The sequence below is a fragment of the Pseudomonas sp. RIT411 genome (genome assembly GCF_003057735.2).
GTDB lineage: Bacteria > Pseudomonadota > Gammaproteobacteria > Pseudomonadales > Pseudomonadaceae > Chryseomonas > Chryseomonas oryzihabitans.
Genome location: NZ_QBIZ02000009.1, coordinates 85,036 through 100,946, shown reverse-complemented (window position 1 = coordinate 100,946; position 15,911 = coordinate 85,036). Strand labels below are relative to the sequence as shown.

12 protein-coding genes and 1 tRNA gene are annotated in these 15,911 nt (G+C 65.2%); 3 read left to right on the top strand and 10 right to left on the bottom strand.

Annotated features, from left to right (window positions below):
• Positions 1–7: 7 nt before the first annotated feature.
• From dnaG to DBY63_RS14590, 3 genes are all read left to right on the top strand, one after another.
• Entirely contained in the window at positions 8–1,915 is a 1,908-nt protein-coding gene (gene dnaG, locus DBY63_RS14600) for a DNA primase (protein ID WP_108581593.1), read from the top strand.
• Between the two features lie 76 nt (positions 1,916–1,991).
• Complete coding sequence (rpoD, locus tag DBY63_RS14595) at positions 1,992–3,845, top strand: RNA polymerase sigma factor RpoD (RefSeq protein WP_108581594.1); 1,854 nt, start codon at positions 1,992–1,994, stop codon at positions 3,843–3,845.
• A 104-nt stretch (positions 3,846–3,949) separates the two neighbouring features.
• Positions 3,950–4,026 (top strand) — tRNA-Ile (locus DBY63_RS14590).
• Between the two features lie 80 nt (positions 4,027–4,106).
• On the opposite strand, the gene DBY63_RS14585 is transcribed toward DBY63_RS14590, so the two are convergent.
• From DBY63_RS14585 to DBY63_RS14540, 10 genes are all read right to left on the bottom strand, one after another.
• Positions 4,107–5,294 carry a type II toxin-antitoxin system HipA family toxin gene (locus DBY63_RS14585; protein WP_077171062.1) on the bottom strand — a complete coding sequence of 396 codons (1,188 nt, stop codon included), beginning with the start codon at positions 5,292–5,294 and terminating at the stop codon, positions 4,107–4,109.
• A complete protein-coding gene (locus DBY63_RS14580; protein ID WP_026083668.1) occupies positions 5,294–5,545 on the bottom strand; it encodes a helix-turn-helix domain-containing protein in 252 nt (83 codons plus the stop codon). Before DBY63_RS14580 ends, DBY63_RS14585 begins: the two co-directional genes overlap by 1 nt.
• 135 nt (positions 5,546–5,680) lie before the next feature.
• The gene (locus tag DBY63_RS14575; RefSeq protein WP_108581595.1) at positions 5,681–6,262 is read right to left on the bottom strand and encodes a DUF4337 domain-containing protein; all 582 of its coding nucleotides are present in this window, start codon (positions 6,260–6,262) and stop codon (positions 5,681–5,683) included.
• A 58-nt stretch (positions 6,263–6,320) separates the two neighbouring features.
• Positions 6,321–7,580, bottom strand: a complete 1,260-nt coding sequence (locus DBY63_RS14570; protein ID WP_177411456.1) for an acyltransferase family protein — start codon at positions 7,578–7,580, stop codon at positions 6,321–6,323.
• Between the two features lie 160 nt (positions 7,581–7,740).
• Positions 7,741–8,619, bottom strand: a complete 879-nt coding sequence (locus tag DBY63_RS14565; RefSeq protein ID WP_108581597.1) for an SMP-30/gluconolactonase/LRE family protein — start codon at positions 8,617–8,619, stop codon at positions 7,741–7,743.
• A gap of 11 nt (positions 8,620–8,630) precedes the next feature.
• Positions 8,631–9,449: an NAD(P)-dependent oxidoreductase gene (locus tag DBY63_RS14560; protein WP_108581598.1), complete on the bottom strand. Its 819-nt coding sequence runs from the start codon at positions 9,447–9,449 to the stop codon at positions 8,631–8,633.
• A 96-nt stretch (positions 9,450–9,545) separates the two neighbouring features.
• Positions 9,546–10,742 carry a hybrid sensor histidine kinase/response regulator gene (locus DBY63_RS14555; protein ID WP_027600709.1) on the bottom strand — a complete coding sequence of 399 codons (1,197 nt, stop codon included), beginning with the start codon at positions 10,740–10,742 and terminating at the stop codon, positions 9,546–9,548.
• Positions 10,735–11,322, bottom strand: a complete 588-nt coding sequence (locus DBY63_RS14550) for a chemotaxis protein CheB (RefSeq protein ID WP_007159760.1) — start codon at positions 11,320–11,322, stop codon at positions 10,735–10,737. The genes DBY63_RS14555 and DBY63_RS14550 overlap by 8 nt, the downstream gene beginning before the upstream one ends.
• 1 nt (position 11,323) lies before the next feature.
• Positions 11,324–12,142 (bottom strand): protein-glutamate O-methyltransferase CheR, encoded by an 819-nt coding sequence (locus tag DBY63_RS14545; RefSeq protein WP_027597501.1) that lies wholly within the window; start codon positions 12,140–12,142, stop codon positions 11,324–11,326.
• 3 nt (positions 12,143–12,145) lie between these two features.
• The gene (locus DBY63_RS14540) at positions 12,146–15,682 is read right to left on the bottom strand and encodes a response regulator (protein ID WP_108581599.1); all 3,537 of its coding nucleotides are present in this window, start codon (positions 15,680–15,682) and stop codon (positions 12,146–12,148) included.
• Between the last annotated feature and the right edge of the window lie 229 nt (positions 15,683–15,911).

Here is a 15,911-nt window from a genome sequence, read left to right as displayed (position 1 = left end):
GCTGACCATGGCCGGACTCATCCCGCAAGGCTTCATCGACGACCTGCTCAATCGCACCGACATCGTCGAGGTGGTGGGCGCGCGGGTGAAGCTCAAGAAGGCCGGCAAGAACTGGATGGCCTGCTGCCCCTTCCATAACGAGAAGACGCCCTCCTTCAGCGTCAGCCCCGACAAGCAGTTCTACTACTGCTTCGGCTGCGGTGCCGGCGGCAACGCCCTGGGCTTCATCATGGACCACGACAACCTCGAATTCCCCGAGGCGGTCGAGGAACTGGCCAAAAAGGCCGGCGTGGACGTGCCGCGCGAAGAGAGCGGCGGTCGACGCAAGCCGCGGCAACCCACGGATTCCCCGCTCTACCCGCTATTGGCCGCTGCCGCCGAATACTATCGCCTGGCGCTGCGCAACCACCCCAAGCGCCAGGCAGCGGTCGACTACCTGAAGAAGCGCGGCCTCACTGGCGAGATCGCCCGGGACTTCGGCCTGGGCTTCGCCCCGCCGGGCTGGGACAACCTGAGCAAGCACCTGGGCGGCGACGACCTGCAGCAGAAGGCCATGCTCGACGCTGGCCTGCTGGTGGAGAACGCCGAGAGCGGCAAGCGTTACGATCGCTTTCGCGACCGGGTGATCTTTCCGATCCGCGACAGCCGGGGCCGGGTCATCGCCTTTGGCGGCCGGGTACTGGGCGACGACAAGCCCAAGTACCTCAACTCGCCGGAGACCCCGGTGTTCCACAAGGGCCAGGAACTCTACGGCCTGTTCGAGGCGCGCAAGCACAACCGCGACCTGGACGAGATCCTGGTTGTGGAAGGCTACATGGACGTCATCGCCCTGGCCCAGCAAGGCATCCGCAATGCCGTGGCCACCCTGGGCACCGCCACCAGCGAAGAGCACATCAAGCGGCTGTTCCGCATCGTGCCGAGCATCCTGTTCTGCTTCGACGGCGACCAGGCCGGTCGCAGCGCCGCCTGGCGCGCCCTGGAATCGGCCCTGCCGGTGCTCAAGGACGGCTTCCGGGTGCGCTTCCTGTTCCTGCCCGAGGGCGAGGACCCGGATACCCTGGTGCGCGCCGAGGGCGCCGACGCCTTCCAGGCGCGCTTCGTCCAGCAGGCCCAGCCGTTGGCCGAGTATTTCTTCCAGCAACTGATGATCGAAGCCGATCCGGCGACCCTGGAAGGCAAGGCGCACCTGGCCACCCTGGCGGCGCCGCTAATCGAGAAGATTCCTGGCAACAACCTGCGCCTGCTGATGCGCCAGCGCCTGAGCGAACTCACCGGCCTCGGCAACGATGCGCTGAGCCAGCTGGCGCCGTCCGCCCCGCCGCAGGATGCCCCGCCCCCGGACTATGGCGACTACACCTATGCCCAGGCCGAGGAAGCCCCGGCACAGCAGCAGTGGACGCCCCGCCGCGAAGGCAAGGGCGGGCGCGACGGCAAGGGCTGGAAAAAGGATTTCAACGGCAAGGGTGGCGGCGAGCGCCCTCCCCGTCAGCCACCGGTCAAGGTGGAGACCCCGGTGCTGGCCGCGCTGCGCAGTCTGCTGCACCACCCGACCCTGGCCCAGGCGGTGCAGGACGCCCGCAACCTGGCCGAGGAAAGCGATCAGTACGCCCAGTTGCTGGTTGCCCTGGTCGAGGCGCTGCAGAAGAAGCCTGGGCAGAGCACCCTGGCGCTCATCGCTCGCTGGCACGGCACCGAACAGGGTCGACTGCTGCGCGCTCTGGCGGAAAAAGAATGGCTGATTGCCGGGGACAACCTTGAACAACAGTTTTTCGACACCATAACGAGGTTAGCCGCCAGCCAGCGTGATCGCCTGCTGGAGCAACTCCTACGCAAGGCGCGACAGAGCGAACTGAGCTCCGAAGACAAGGACCGCCTACGCGAACTCCTCAGCCGTCCGGCGGGGTCCGTGACCTAACTGGCACGACAACCGTCTAACCGGCTATAATGTTCAGCTATTTTTGCCCGCCTAAGCCTTCAGTGGAAGGGTACCTATGTCCGGAAAAGCGCAACAGCAATCCCGTCTGAAAGAATTGATCGCCCGCGGTCGTGAGCAGGGTTACCTGACTTACGCGGAGGTCAATGACCACCTACCGGAGGATATTTCAGATCCGGAACAGGTGGAAGACATCATCCGCATGATCAATGACATGGGGATCAACGTATTCGAGACCGCGCCGGACGCCGATGCCCTGCTGCTGGCCGAGACGGATACCGACGAAGCCGCCGCCGAAGAAGCCGCTGCCGCCCTGGCCGCCGTGGAGAGCGATGTCGGCCGCACCACCGACCCGGTGCGCATGTACATGCGTGAAATGGGTACCGTGGAACTGCTGACCCGCGAAGGCGAGATCGAGATCGCCAAGCGCATCGAGGAAGGCATCCGCGAAGTCATGGGCGCCATCGCCCAGTTCCCGGGCACCGTCGACTACATCCTCAGCGAATACACCCGCGTCACCACCGAAGGCGGTCGCCTGTCCGACGTCCTCGCCGGCTACATCGACCCCGACGACGGCAGCCTGCCGAACGAGAGCGATGAGCTGCCCGTCCCGAACAAGGCCGCCGATTCCAAGGCCGTGGACGACGAGAAGGACGACGAAGAAGAGAGCGACGACGACGCCGAGGAAGAAGGCGACGGCGGTCCGGATCCGGAAGAAGCTCGCCTGCGTTTCGGCGCGGTCGCCGAGCAGCTGGAAAAGACCCAGAAGGTGCTGAAGAAGCACGGTCGCGACGATGATCGCGCCGTGGAAGAATTCGTCGCCCTGGCGCTGCTGTTCTCGCCGATCAAGCTGGTGCCCAAGCAGTACGAAGCCCTGGTGACCCGCGTGCGCGAGTCCCTGGAGCGCGTGCGTGGCCTCGAGCGCGCCATCATGCAGCTGGCCGTGCGCGATGCGCGCATGCCGCGTGCCGACTTCCTGCGCCACTTCCCCGGCAACGAGACCAACACCGAGTGGACCGCCGGCCTGCTCAAGGGCAAGCCCAAGTACGCCGAAGGTCTCGAGCGCTTCCAGGCCGACATCCAGGCCAAGCAGGCCCAGCTGGCCGAGCTGGAGCGCGACTACGAGCTGAAGGTCTCGCAGATCAAGGACATCAACCGCGCCATGTCCATCGGCGAGGCCAAGGCCCGCCGCGCCAAGAAGGAAATGGTTGAGGCGAACCTGCGTCTGGTGATCTCCATCGCCAAGAAGTACACCAACCGCGGCCTGCAATTCCTCGACCTGATCCAGGAAGGCAACATCGGTCTGATGAAGGCGGTGGACAAGTTCGAATACCGCCGTGGCTACAAGTTCTCCACCTATGCCACCTGGTGGATTCGCCAGGCCATCACCCGCTCCATCGCCGACCAGGCGCGCACCATCCGGATTCCGGTGCACATGATCGAGACGATCAACAAGCTGAACCGGATCTCCCGCCAGATGCTGCAGGAGATGGGCCGCGAGCCGACCCCGGAAGAGCTGGGCGAGCGCATGGAGATGCCAGAGGACAAGATCCGCAAGGTGCTCAAGATCGCCAAGGAACCGATCTCCATGGAGACGCCCATCGGCGACGACGAGGATTCGCACCTGGGCGACTTCATCGAGGACAGCACCATGCAGTCCCCGATCGAAGTGGCCACCAGCGAAAGCCTCAAGGAAGCCACCCGCGACGTGCTCTCCGGCCTCACCGCCCGTGAAGCCAAGGTCCTGCGCATGCGCTTCGGCATCGACATGAACACCGACCACACCCTCGAGGAAGTGGGCAAGCAGTTCGACGTCACCCGCGAGCGTATCCGCCAGATCGAAGCCAAGGCCCTGCGCAAGCTGCGCCACCCGTCCCGCAGCGAGCACCTGCGCTCCTTCCTCGACGAGTAAGGCGCCAGCGCTGCACCAGAAACCGGAGCCCAGGCTCCGGTTTTTTTATGCCCGACAAGGGTTTGGCGATCCCTGCCACCCCCGGTATACTCCACCGCGCTATAGGGCCTATAGCTCAGTTGGTTAGAGCAGAGGACTCATAATCCTTTGGTCCACGGTTCGAGTCCGTGTGGGCCCACCAGCTTTCAGGAGCCGCGCGTTGCGCGGCTTTTTTGTGCCTGGATTTGGGCTTTTGCCCTGCCTTTTCCGAGTCCTCGTGCTTTAGCCGAACGTCTGCACGAAGGGCGCAGCGCTGTGCCGGATGGCAGCGACGATCTGTGGCGCCTGCTCGCAAAGGTCAGTTGCACGCATTAGGACCCGCTCCAGTGCCTCCAACTGGGAGCGAATCATCTCGGTTGGTCGCTCCACATCGCAGACTTCCGCAAAATCCAGCAAACCTTGGCGCGAGGCAAACAGCGACTTGTTGCCCATCAACTCCAGCGCCAGCACATCCTCGGGAAGGTAAGCGGTGGTGTTGACGATGTCGTAGGCGGGCGCCAGCCGTGCATCGCGCTGGGCAGGGTCGGCATAGAGCAATCCGAAGTTCTTCAGATGCGCATCGCCATTGCCGAGGATGCAGCTCAGGCTCACCGTGGCGAAGAGTTGCGCCAGCGAAGAGCGGACATGTTCGGGCGCACAGAACAGGCGGATGGCCTTGGCGATCGCCGAATAGCTCTTGCTGTACTTCTGCTCCGCTGCCAGCCCCATCAGGGCAGCCATATCTTCGAAGCCGAGAGGTTCAAGATGTTCGTCGCGGTCGAACCGGCGCATGACGAATAGCTTGGCGTTGCTGGAAAGGTGAAATTCCGGCACCGGAATGCCTGACTCGTGGGCCACGGACATGCAGAGGTATTCGTTGATCGCCAGGCCCGGAAATTCGTCTCGACCACTCTTGATGATCAACTCGGCGGTTCTCGAGGTGAAGCGGGCATCCTCCCGCTCGGGCACCAAGACCTTGGGCTGTACGCCGGAGATACCGGCGCGCAGGATGTAGCGATCCACCAACTCGACGAACAGGTCTTCCGTGCCATCCCAGGCGAGAATCTCGCTGAGCCGTTCGCCTGGAAAGCGCTGGCGCTCCAGCAGTGTATCGATCTCAGGCGATGTCACCGTCACGCGACCGATGGGCGAACTACTGCCTGTCAGGGCCAGCAGAGCCATGGGATCCAGAGGTACCAGCTTGGCCAACCTGTTGCGTAGCTGCTCCAGTACATAGCCTTCCGGCAAATTCATCTGGAAGATCGGATGCAGTTCGCGGCGGCGATAGTCATCCAGGCGCACCGGCATCAGCAGACTGATGGCAGCCCTTGCCGAAGCATCGTCCTGGTAGCGGAACAGGTAGTCGCCATCCTGAGCCATGAGCGCTCCGCTCCCGCCTGCAGGGGTTGCGACGCGCAGCCGAGTCTTCATCAGTCGAATACCCCCTGAATCTCGTCCAAGGTCGGCAAGGCGGCAGGGATTATTGCCAGCTCGCAATCCAAGGCTGCGAGCGCTCGTGCGTAGGCTGCCATACCGACACGGGAGTCTCCTCGCTCCACGGCGATGATCTTTTGCCGGGTAAGGCCTGCCAGCTCGGCGAGGCTCGCTTGCGTAAGGCCTCGATTAAGGCGCCGCTGGCGGAGTTGGCTGCCGAGACGTTGGCTGATCAGCTCGCTATCCATGTTCTGCATACGTAACAAATTTGATGGTTTGTAACGTATACGGAACCTGAAGCTTCCAGTAAAGCCAATTCTATCGTCGTGGCAAGACGTGCCTTTTGCGTGCCTGGTGGTCGCTCTCTGGCATCACCTGAATGGCTAGACGTGCAGCAACGCCAACATCCCAACCGCCACTCCTCCCCCCGCTACCCCATAGACCGCCGCCTGCAACCAGCGCCGCCGGGTCAGCAGGGTGATGGCGGCCAGGGAGATGGCGACCTGCATGAGCATGGTGGCCTGGGCCCAGCGGTGGTGGCGGTGGAGTTGGGTTTCGCTCAGGGCTTCGTTGGCTTGCACCTTCACTTCCAGAGCTTCGGCCTTGGTGCGGATCTCGCCCTTTTGCTGGGCGTAGCGTTGGCTGTCCTGGGTGAAGCGCTGGGCGGTGTCGGGGTTGGTCGCGAGGGCGGCGCCGAGGTCAGCGAGGTTCTGTTTTTCGCCCTTGGCCTGGTAGTAGCCCCACTGGTTGGCGGCTTCGGTCTTGGCGATGGCTTCTTCGTTCTTGTAGTAGAGCGCCAGGCTCTCGGCGTTGCCGCCCTGGTAGGCGCAGAGCGCGCCTAGCGTCGCCAGGATGGCAGTGGTGACGGCGATGCGGCCGGTGAGGCTGTCGCGGCGATGGGCGCCATGGGCGGCGTGTTCCACCTCATGGTCGTGGGGGCCGTGGACTTCGTATTCGCTGGACAAGGCTCAGCTCCGCTGCGGATTCCTGCGGCGAGGCTAGCCGGGTCTACTTAACGCCTCCTTAAGACTGGGGCAAGCGCGCCTGCAACCAACGTCGCAGCGGACCGGCTACCCAGCGCTGCATAGCCAGGCCGAGCAGGACGATGAGCACCAGGTGCAGCGGCAGCATCCAGCCGGGAATGGGAATGGGCAGCGCCAGCGCCTCGCCGACGTCTTCGGCCAGGTCTTCGAGGCTGTCGCCGGCCAGGTGCATCCAGCCCAGCAGGGTGCGGGTCCAGGGTTCGAGCACGCCGATCAGCGGGGTGTGGACGGCGAAGATGCACAGCGAGGCCTCGCCAAGACGCTGGGCCAGGCGGCGCACGCCGGCGCGACCGGGTTCGCCGAAGGTGGCGCAGGCCAGCAGCACCGCGGCCTGGAAGGGTGTCAGCAGGCCGTTGTGGACCAGGTAGAACCAGCGGCGGCCATCGCCTTCCAGCAGCAGGGCGCCCAGCCACAGGCCGGTCAGGCCGAACAGCAGCAGCGGCAGGCGCAGGCGCTGGGTCGTCTCGACCACCCAGGGCTCCTGAACGGCGCGATAGAGCAGGATGCCGAGCAGGAATTCCGGCAGGCGGATCAGCGGATTGCGGTGGATGACGCCCACCGTCACGGTATCGAAGGCCTGGGCCCAGGTGGCCACCAGCGGACCGAGCAGATAAAGCCCCCAGAGCGCGGCGGCGGCCAAGGCCCAGCGGCGCAGGCGCATCAGCCGCGGACCGAGCAGCGGAAACAGCAGGTAGAAGAACAGCAGCGCCGAGATCGACCAGGCGGCGCCGTTGAGCCAGAGGAAGCGTGGCTCCCAGGATTGCAACAGCAGCAGTTGCAGGAGCACGTGGGTGGTGGCGGCCAGCCAGGACAGCGGCAGCATCTCGTCCAGCTCGCTGCCCTCTTCCAGCTGCAGATAGGGGTGCTGGTTGTAGTAGACCGGCACCCCGTGTTCCAGCCAGGAATCCTGGGACAGCCAGTAGGACAGCCCCAATGCGACCAATAGGGTCAGCAGGTGGATGGGATAGAGATTGCACAGCCGCCGCAGGACGAAGCCGCGGGAGCTGCCCTTGAGCGCGCCCTGGCGATCCAGGCTGACATGGGCCAGCAGGAAGCCCGACAGCAGGAAGAAGGTGCTGGTGGCGAAGAAGCCCATGCCGGCCAGCCGGCGGAAGGCGTCCGGCAGATCGCTGTAGAGCCCGCCCAGGTGGTAGACGACCATGTACAGCGCCATGAGGAATCTCAGCCATTCCAGGCCGTAGTAACGGGCGGTGGGGCGGCTTTCGGTTGAAGAGGTCATGGCGGCGAATTACGGCGGATAGAATCTGATTATAAGCCGCCCGGGCAGGACCCCTGCCGATCTTCATGACAAAAGCATGACAACTGGTTTCCCAAGGTCGCTATGCACCGCTCAGGACTCCGCAGCCTGGAAGCCCTGCGGTCCCTGAACCGGGATTGATTCACCCGGCGAACGCAGGCTCCGGCAACCCCTGAACCCCGGGATCCAGGGCGAAGAGTCCACCCGCCAGCGGCTGATCGCTGAGATCGCCCCCCGGACGGATGGAGGTCACGAACAGGGTATCCAGATTGCGCCCGCCAAAGGCGCACATGGCCGGCTTCTTGACCGGTACGCTCAGGGAGCGATCCAGGCGGCCGTCGGGGGTGAAGCGGTGGATCAGGCCGGCGTCGTTGCCGCAGATCCAGTAGCAGCCGTCGACATCCACCGCGGCGCCATCGGGTCGGCCGGGACGGGCGTTCATGTCGACGAACAGCCGCCGGTTGCTGGGTGTGCCGGTATCCGGATCGTAGTCGAAGGCCCAGATCAGCTGGCGGCTGGGATGGGAGTCGGACAGATAGAGGGTGCGGCCATCGGGGCTCAGGGCCAGGCCATTGGGCACGATAAGGTCGTCCAGCAGCAGCCGGGCGCCCTCGCCCGCGGTATGGCTGTAGAGGCGTCCAGCCGGCGCGCCCTGGGCCATGTCCTGCACCATGGTGCCCACCAGGAACCGGCCCTGGCGATCGCAGCGACCGTCGTTGCATCGCATGGCCGGCTGGGCATGGTCGAGAGCGACCAGGCGTTCGCCGCTCAGTTGGCCGGAAGCCTCGGCCTGCAGGGCGAAGAGGCCGCTTTCCAGACCGGCGAGCCAGCCGCCACCCTCGCGGGCAGCGATGCAGGCGAGCATTTCCGGTGCGCTCCAGCTGTCCAGGGCGCCAGCCGGGGTCCAGCGGTGCAGCCGTTTGGCCGGGATATCGACCCAGTAGAGCGCCTGTTCGGCGACCTGCCAGACCGGGCATTCACCGGTGGCGTTGCGGGCATCGACGAGCAATTCGGCAGTCATGGCGGCCCTCCTCAGTCGTCGAAGGGACCGGTGGCGACGAAGGCACCACCCTGGTAGACCATCGACGGATCGTCCGCTGCCGGCATGGGCTGGGCTTCGACCTTGGCGCGGAATGGCTCGGAGCTGTCCTTGGGCTGGAAGCCCAGGTGCGCGGCCAGGTGGTTGTCCCACCAGCTGTCACGGTTGGCGGAGGCGCCATAGACGATGGTGTGGCCGATGTCCGGCGTGGTCAGGCTGCGCAGGATGAGGTCGGTCAGGTCTTCATAGCTCAGCCAGGTGGCGAGCATGCGGCGATTCTGCGCCTCGGGGAAGGAGGAGCCGATGCGGATGCTCACCGTCTCGATGCCATGGCGATCGAAATAGAAGCTGGCCAGGTCCTCGCCAAAGGCCTTGGACAGGCCGTAGTAGCTGTCCGGGCGCTGGGGCACGCTGGCGTCGATGCGCTGGTCCTGGCGATAGAAGCCGATGACATGGTTGGAGCTGGCGAAGACGATGCGCTTCACCCCGTGGCGCCGCGCGGCCTCATAGAGGTTGAAGGTGCCGCGGATGTTGGCTTCGAGGATGGGCTCGAAGGCGTGCTCGGTGGAAATCCCGCCGAAGTGCAGGATGGCGTCGACGCCTTCCACCAGCGCATGGACGCCGGCCTTGTCCGCCAGGTCGCAGGTCACCACCTCTTCCGCCGGGCCTTCGGCCGCAGCCATCGGCGCGATGTCGGACAGCCGCAGGATCTCGGCATGGGGCTTGAGCCGCTGGCGCAACTCCTTGCCCAGGCCACCGGCAGCACCGGTGAGCAGGAGTCGATGGAAGGGTGACGAGGAGACTTCGGACATGAGCGGGCGCCTTCTTATGGAGTTATCTGGCAAGAGGTACGACATCTCACCTCTTTTCGCGATTCTCGCGGGCGCCCGGGGTCCTGTCAATGCTACCTAGGCCGGCAGACAGGGCAGCCGCAGGCGGAAGGTCGCACCCTGCCCGGCGATGCTTTCCACGTGCAGGCTGCCGTGGTGTGCCTTGACGATCTGGTCGGCGATATAGAGGCCCAGGCCCAGGCCGGCGATGTTCTCGGTGCCACTGGCGCGCTCGAACTGGCGGAAGATCAGGGCCTGGTGCTCCACCGGGATGCCGATGCCGTGGTCCTTGACGCTCAGCTCCACGTCGGCGCCGTCGCTGCGCAGGGAGATCTCCACCGGACGTCCGGCGCCGTATCTCATGGCATTGGTCAGCAGGTTGGTGATCACCTGCTCGATGCGGAATTCGTCCCAGTAGCCGGGCGCCGGGCCTTCGGCGTGCAACTCCACCGGACAGCCGGCCGCGGCGAATTGCGAGGCGAAGCTGTCGACCACGGTGTTGACCAGGGCGGCGAGATCGCACTGCGAGGGGCGGATCGACAGCTTGCCGGTGCGGATGCGCGAGATGTCGAGCATGTCGTCGATCAGGTGCACCAGGCGCTGGATCTGCCGCTCGTCGCGCTCGGCCATGCCGGCCAGCTTGTCGGGGGTGAAGGCTTCCAGCTTGCCCTTGTCCAGGTACATGCGGCGCAGCTGGGCTTCGAGCATCAGGGTGTTGAGCGGCGTCTTGAGCTCGTGGGAGACCATGGACATGAAGTCGTCGCGGGTACGCACCGCCTGCTGCAGCTCGACCTGGGTCTGGCGCAACTCGGCCAGCAGGATCTCCTGCTCCTGGCGACTCTGCTCCAGGGCCACCAGCTGCTCGGCCAGGCGCTTGCGGTGCCAGTAGAGGTCGACGAACACCCGGGTCTTGCTCTTCACCGCATGGACATCGAGGGGCTTGTGCAGGAAATCCACCGCACCGCTTTCGTAGCCCTTGAAGGCATAGTTGAGGTCACGGCCGGCGGCGCTGACGAAGACGATGGGGATGTGCCGGGTCTTTTCCAGGCCGCGCATCATCTCCGCCAGTTCGAAGCCGTTCATGCCCGGCATCTGCACATCGAGGATCGCCAGGGCGAATTCGTGCATCAGCAGGAGCTCCAGCGCGGCCTCGGCGGAGCTGGCCTGGAAGATCTCCAGCGCCTCGCTGCGCAGCAGGGCTTCCAGCGCCAGGAGATTTTCCGGCAGGTCGTCTACGAGCAGGAGCTTCGCCTGTTCGACGGGTACTTCAGCCATGGTCGCGTTCCAGCTCGATGAGCAATAGATGGATGCCCGGCACATCCAGCACGAAATCCGGGTGGAATCTCTTCAAGGCCGCCTCGGGCATGGTCGGCACCTCGGCCGATTGCGGCGACTGGACGACGGTGACCCCCCCGTTCTGCGCCAGGGCGTGCAGGCCGCTGGCCCCGTCATGGTTGGCACCGGTCAGCAGGATGCCGCAGACCTGCTCGCCCAGGGCGTCGGTCGCGCTTTCGAACAGGACATCGATGGACGGCCGGGAGAACTGCACCGGCTCGTCGCGGGACAGCGACAGGGTGAAGTCATCCTCTACCAGCAGGTGATAACCCGGCGGCGCGAAATACAGCGTGCCCGGCAGTATAGCGTCCTTGTCCTCGGCCTCGCGCACCCGCAGGGCCAAGCGCGCCTGAAACAGCTCGGCCAGGCGCGAGGTGCGATCGTCCGGCAGGTGCAGCACCACGGCCAGCGGCAGGCGATAGCTGGCCGGCAGGGTCGAGAGCAGGCGCAGCAGGACCTGCAGCCCGCCGGCAGAGGCTCCGATGACAATGAGGCGCAACGGCTTGCGGGGCGGGAACATGCTAGAGCCTGCGGAACAGCCGTTCCTGCTTCACCACCGGCTCGAAGTGGTTGGCATAGGCGGAGAAGTCCAGCGACTCCTTGCTGCCCAGGCCGAGAAAGCCGCGGTGGCTCAGGGACTCGTGGAACAGCCCGAGCGCCCGATTCTGCAGATTCTTGTTGAAGTAGATGAGCACGTTGCGGCAGGACACCAGCTGGGTCTCGGAAAAGACGCTGTCGGTGGCCAGGCTGTGATCGGCGAAGGTCACGTTGGCGATCAGCGACTTGTCGAACAGCGCGCCGTCGTAGGCCGCGGTGTAGTAGTCGGAAAACGCGCGGGTGCCGCCGGCCTTCTGGTAACTGGCGGTGTAGGCGCGCATCCGCTCCAGCGGAAAGATGCCCTGGCGGGCCTTTTCCATGGAGCGCGGATTGATGTCGGTGGCATAGAACAAGGTGCGGTCGAGCAGCCCTTCCTCCTGGAACAGGATGGCCATCGAGAAGACCTCCTCGCCGGTGCTGCAGCCGGCGATCCACACCTTGAGCGAGGGATAGGTGCGCAGGACCGGTACCACCTGCTGGCGCAGGGCAAGGAAGTAGCCCGGATCGCGAAACATCTCGCTGACCGGGATGGTGATGAATTGCAGCAACTCGGCGAACAGCGCCGGATCGCGCAATACCCGCTCCTGCAGCGCCGAGATGCTCGGGCAGTCGAAGCGCGTCAGCGCCTGCAGCACCCGACGCTTGAGCGAGGCCTTGGAGTAGTTGCGGAAGTCGTGGCTGTACCTCAGGAAGATGCCTTCCAGCAGCAACCTCAGCTCGATGTCCTGCAGCCGTTCGCTCATGACCTACAGCCGCTCCAGCGACGGCATCCAGACGCGGATCAGCGAGAACAGCCGGTCCAGGTCGATGGGCTTGGCCAGGTAGTCGCTGGCGCCGGCGGCGAGGCAGCGCTCCTGATCGTCCTTCATGGCCTTGGCGGTGATGGCGATGATCGGCAGCTTCTTCATGTGCGGCCGCTTGCGGATCTCGCGCATGGCTTCGTAGCCATCCATCATTGGCATCATGATGTCCATCAGCACCAGGTCGATGGTGTCGCTGTTGTCGAGCTTTTCCAGCGCCTCCAGGCCGTTGCGGGCGATCTCCACCTTGGCGCCCTTCTGCTCCAGGGCGCTGGTGAGGGCGAAGATGTTGCGCACGTCGTCGTCCACCAGCAGCAGGGTGCGGCCGTCGAAGGCCTTCTCGCGGCTGCGGGCGCTTTCCAGCATGCGCTGGCGATCGAGCGGCATGTCGGCCTCGATCTTGTGCAGGAACAGGGTCACCTCGTCGAGCAGCCGCTCGGGCGAGCGCGCGCCCTTGATGATGATGGAGCGCGAATACTTGAGCAGCGCCGCCTCTTCGTCACGGGTCAGGCTGCGCCCGGTGTAGACGATCACCGGCGGGAAGGAGCAGATGTCTTCGCTGGCCATGCGCTGGAGCAGCTCGCCGCCTTCCATGTCGGGCAGCTTGAGGTCGATGACCATGCAGTCGTAGACCTCGTCGCGCAGCAGCTCCAGGGCCTGGCTGCCCATCTCCACCGCGGTGATCTCCACGTCCACATCGCCGATCAGCTTGGCGATGCTGTCGCGCTGCAGGGCGTCGTCTTCCACCAGCAGCACCCGCTTGATGCCGGCGGCGAACTTGGCTTCCAGGCGAGTGAAGGCCTCGCGGAGTTCGTCGCGGGTGGTGGGCTTGATGGCGTAGCCGACCGCGCCCATGTGCATGGCCGTCTCGATGCGATCCGAGGCCGAGACCACGTGCACCGGGATGTGGCGGGTCAGCGGGTTTTCCTTGAGCCGTTCCAGCACCGTGAGACCGGAATGATCGGGCAGGCCCATGTCCAGCAGGATGGCGTCCGGACGGTATTCCAGGGCCGCGGCGAAGCCTTCCTCGGCGCGATGGGCCACCAGGCAGCTGTATTTCAGTTCGTGGGCCAGATCGAAGAGGATCTGCGCGAAGGGCACCTCGTCTTCGATCACCAGGACCCGGCGATCCGGATAGGGCCAGTCGTCCCGGTCGTCGGCGAAGGCCGCTCCCACGGGAGCCGCCGCCTCGGTGATCGGCGGTGAAGCCGGCGGACGCGGGGTGGCGGCCAGGGCCGGCAGGGGCGCGGATGCCGCGGCCGGCGCGGTGATCGCGGCAGGGGCGGTGACCGGGGTGATGGGCAGAGCGGGCGCAGCGGCTTCCTGGTACTCCAGCGGCAGGCGCAGGGTAAAGGTGCTGCCCTCTCCCGGCTGGCTGGTGACGCTCAGGGTGCCACCCAGCAGCAGCGCCAGGTCGCGGGAGATCGACAGCCCCAGGCCGGTGCCGCCATAGCGCCGGGTGATGGCGCCATCCGCCTGGCGGAAGGCCTCGAAGATCAGCTCCTGCTGCTCGGCGGCGATGCCGATGCCGGTATCGCTCACCGCGAAGCTAGGCTGCCCGTCTTCCAGCGACAGGCGCAGGGTCACCTGGCCGTGCTCGGTGAACTTGAAGGCGTTGGACAGCAGATTCTTGAGGATCTGCTCGACCCGCTGGCGATCGCTGAAGAAGGCCGGCGGCATCCGCGCGTCCAGCTCCACCACGAAGGCGACACCCTTGTTCTGGGCCACCGGTTCGAAGGCGGTCTTCAGGGCTTCCACCAGGCGGCGTACGGACAGCTGCTCCGGGCGGATCTCCAGCATGCCGGCCTCGACCTTGGAGATGTCGAGGATGTCGTTGATCAGGGTCAGCAGGTCATTGCCCGCCGAATAGATGGATTCGGCGTAGCGCACCTGCTCGCCACTGAGGTTGCCGGCCGGGTTGTCGGCCAGCAGCTTGGACAGGATCAGCGAGCTGTTCAGCGGTGTGCGCAATTCGTGGGACATGTTCGCCAGGAATTCGGACTTGTACTGGCTGGCGCGCTCCAGCTCACGGGCGCGGTCTTCCAGCATCTGCTGGGCTTCGTTGAGGCGGTTGTTGCGGTCGTCCAGCACGTCGCGCTGCTGCAGGAGTTCCTGGGCCTGTTCGGAGAGCTGCTCGTTAGTCTGCTCCAGCTCCGCCTGCTGCTGCTCCAGATGGACCTGGGATTCCTTGAGCGCCTGGGACTGCTCTTCCAGTTCTTCGTTGGCGGTGCGCAGTTCTTCCTGCTGCACCTGGAGTTCTTCGTTGAGCTGCTGGGTTTCCGCCAGGACCTGCTGCAGGCGCTGGCGATAGCGCGCGGCTTCCACCGAGGAGCCGATGGAATCGGCGATCAGGGTCAGCAGTTCCTCGTCCTGCGGGCGCAGGGCACGCAGGAAGCCCAGCTCGACCACGCCATTGACCCGGCCGTCGTTCTCGATGGGCACGATGAGCGCTGCGCTGGCCTGGCGTTCACCCAGGGCTGAATTGACCTTGAGGTAGTCGGCGGGCAACTGCTCCAGCGCCATGACGCGACCGTCCAGCACCGCCTGACCGGCCAGCCCCTCGCCCGGCGCTAGGCGCTGGCGCCGGCGACGGCCCTCGTCGTCCAGGGCGTAGTCGGCGACGCGCTCCAGACTGCCATCGTCGAGTCGCACATAGAGGGCGCCGGCCGCAGCGCCCAGATAGCGCGCCAGGAATTGCAGAATGCTCTGTCCCAACGGCGCCAGCGACGCCTGGCCGATGACGGCTTCCGACAGCTGATTCTGGCCCGAACGGAACCAGCTCTGCCGCTCCAGATTATCGGTATGCTCGGCCTGCTGATCGAGCAGCCGGGTATAGGTCGCGGAGAGTCGCATGAGCTCGCGGCGCCCGAAGAAGGCCATGATGCCCGACAGCAGCAGGCTGACGATGAGGAAGGCGGCGACGAAGATCACCGTCATGCGACTGGCCGTCTCGGTCCGCTCGGCGCGCATCTGCTCTTCGTAGGCGATGAAATCGGTGTAGTCGCGGCGGATGCTGTCGATGCGATTCTTGCCCTGGCCATCGTTCAGCGGCGTCTGGAAATCGCCGCCCAACCGCCGCGCATCGATCACCCGGCTCGCATAGTCGCGCCACTCGCGATGCACCGCCTCGATCCGTTCCAGGCGCCGGATCTGCACGGCACTGTCGCTGACCAGATTCTTCAACTCATCGAGCTGCGGCTCGACATTGGGCAGCGCGCGTTCATAGGGCTGCAGGAAGGCAGTATTGCCGCTCAGCAGATAGCCGCGCATCCCGGTTTCCAGGTCGACCACCAGGCGGAAGTTGGCATTGGCCTCGCTGATGACGCGGTCGGTATGCTCGACCCACTGGGTGACCTTCAGCAGGTAATAGATGATGGCGATAAAGAAGATCGCGCTGAAGACACCGATGCTCAGAGGCAGGGAGAGATTGCGCTTGAGGATCTGGCTGAAATGCTTCTGATCGAGGGGCGACTCGCGATTCATGGGGTCTGAAAGCCTTGTACGGGACAAAACGGTCGGCGACGGCAAAGCCTCGGCCTGCGGAGGGGTGTCGTCACTGACCGTGGCACCACCGGCGGTCGATCAAGGATACCGGCGTGGTGGGCCGGCAGGCCTCGAACAGGGCTGCAGGAAGCGCCCTCGCCTAGCGCGGACCTATTGCCCTCAAGCCCCTGCCGCTTCGGTTGGCGCTGACCCCTGGGTCAGCCAGTCG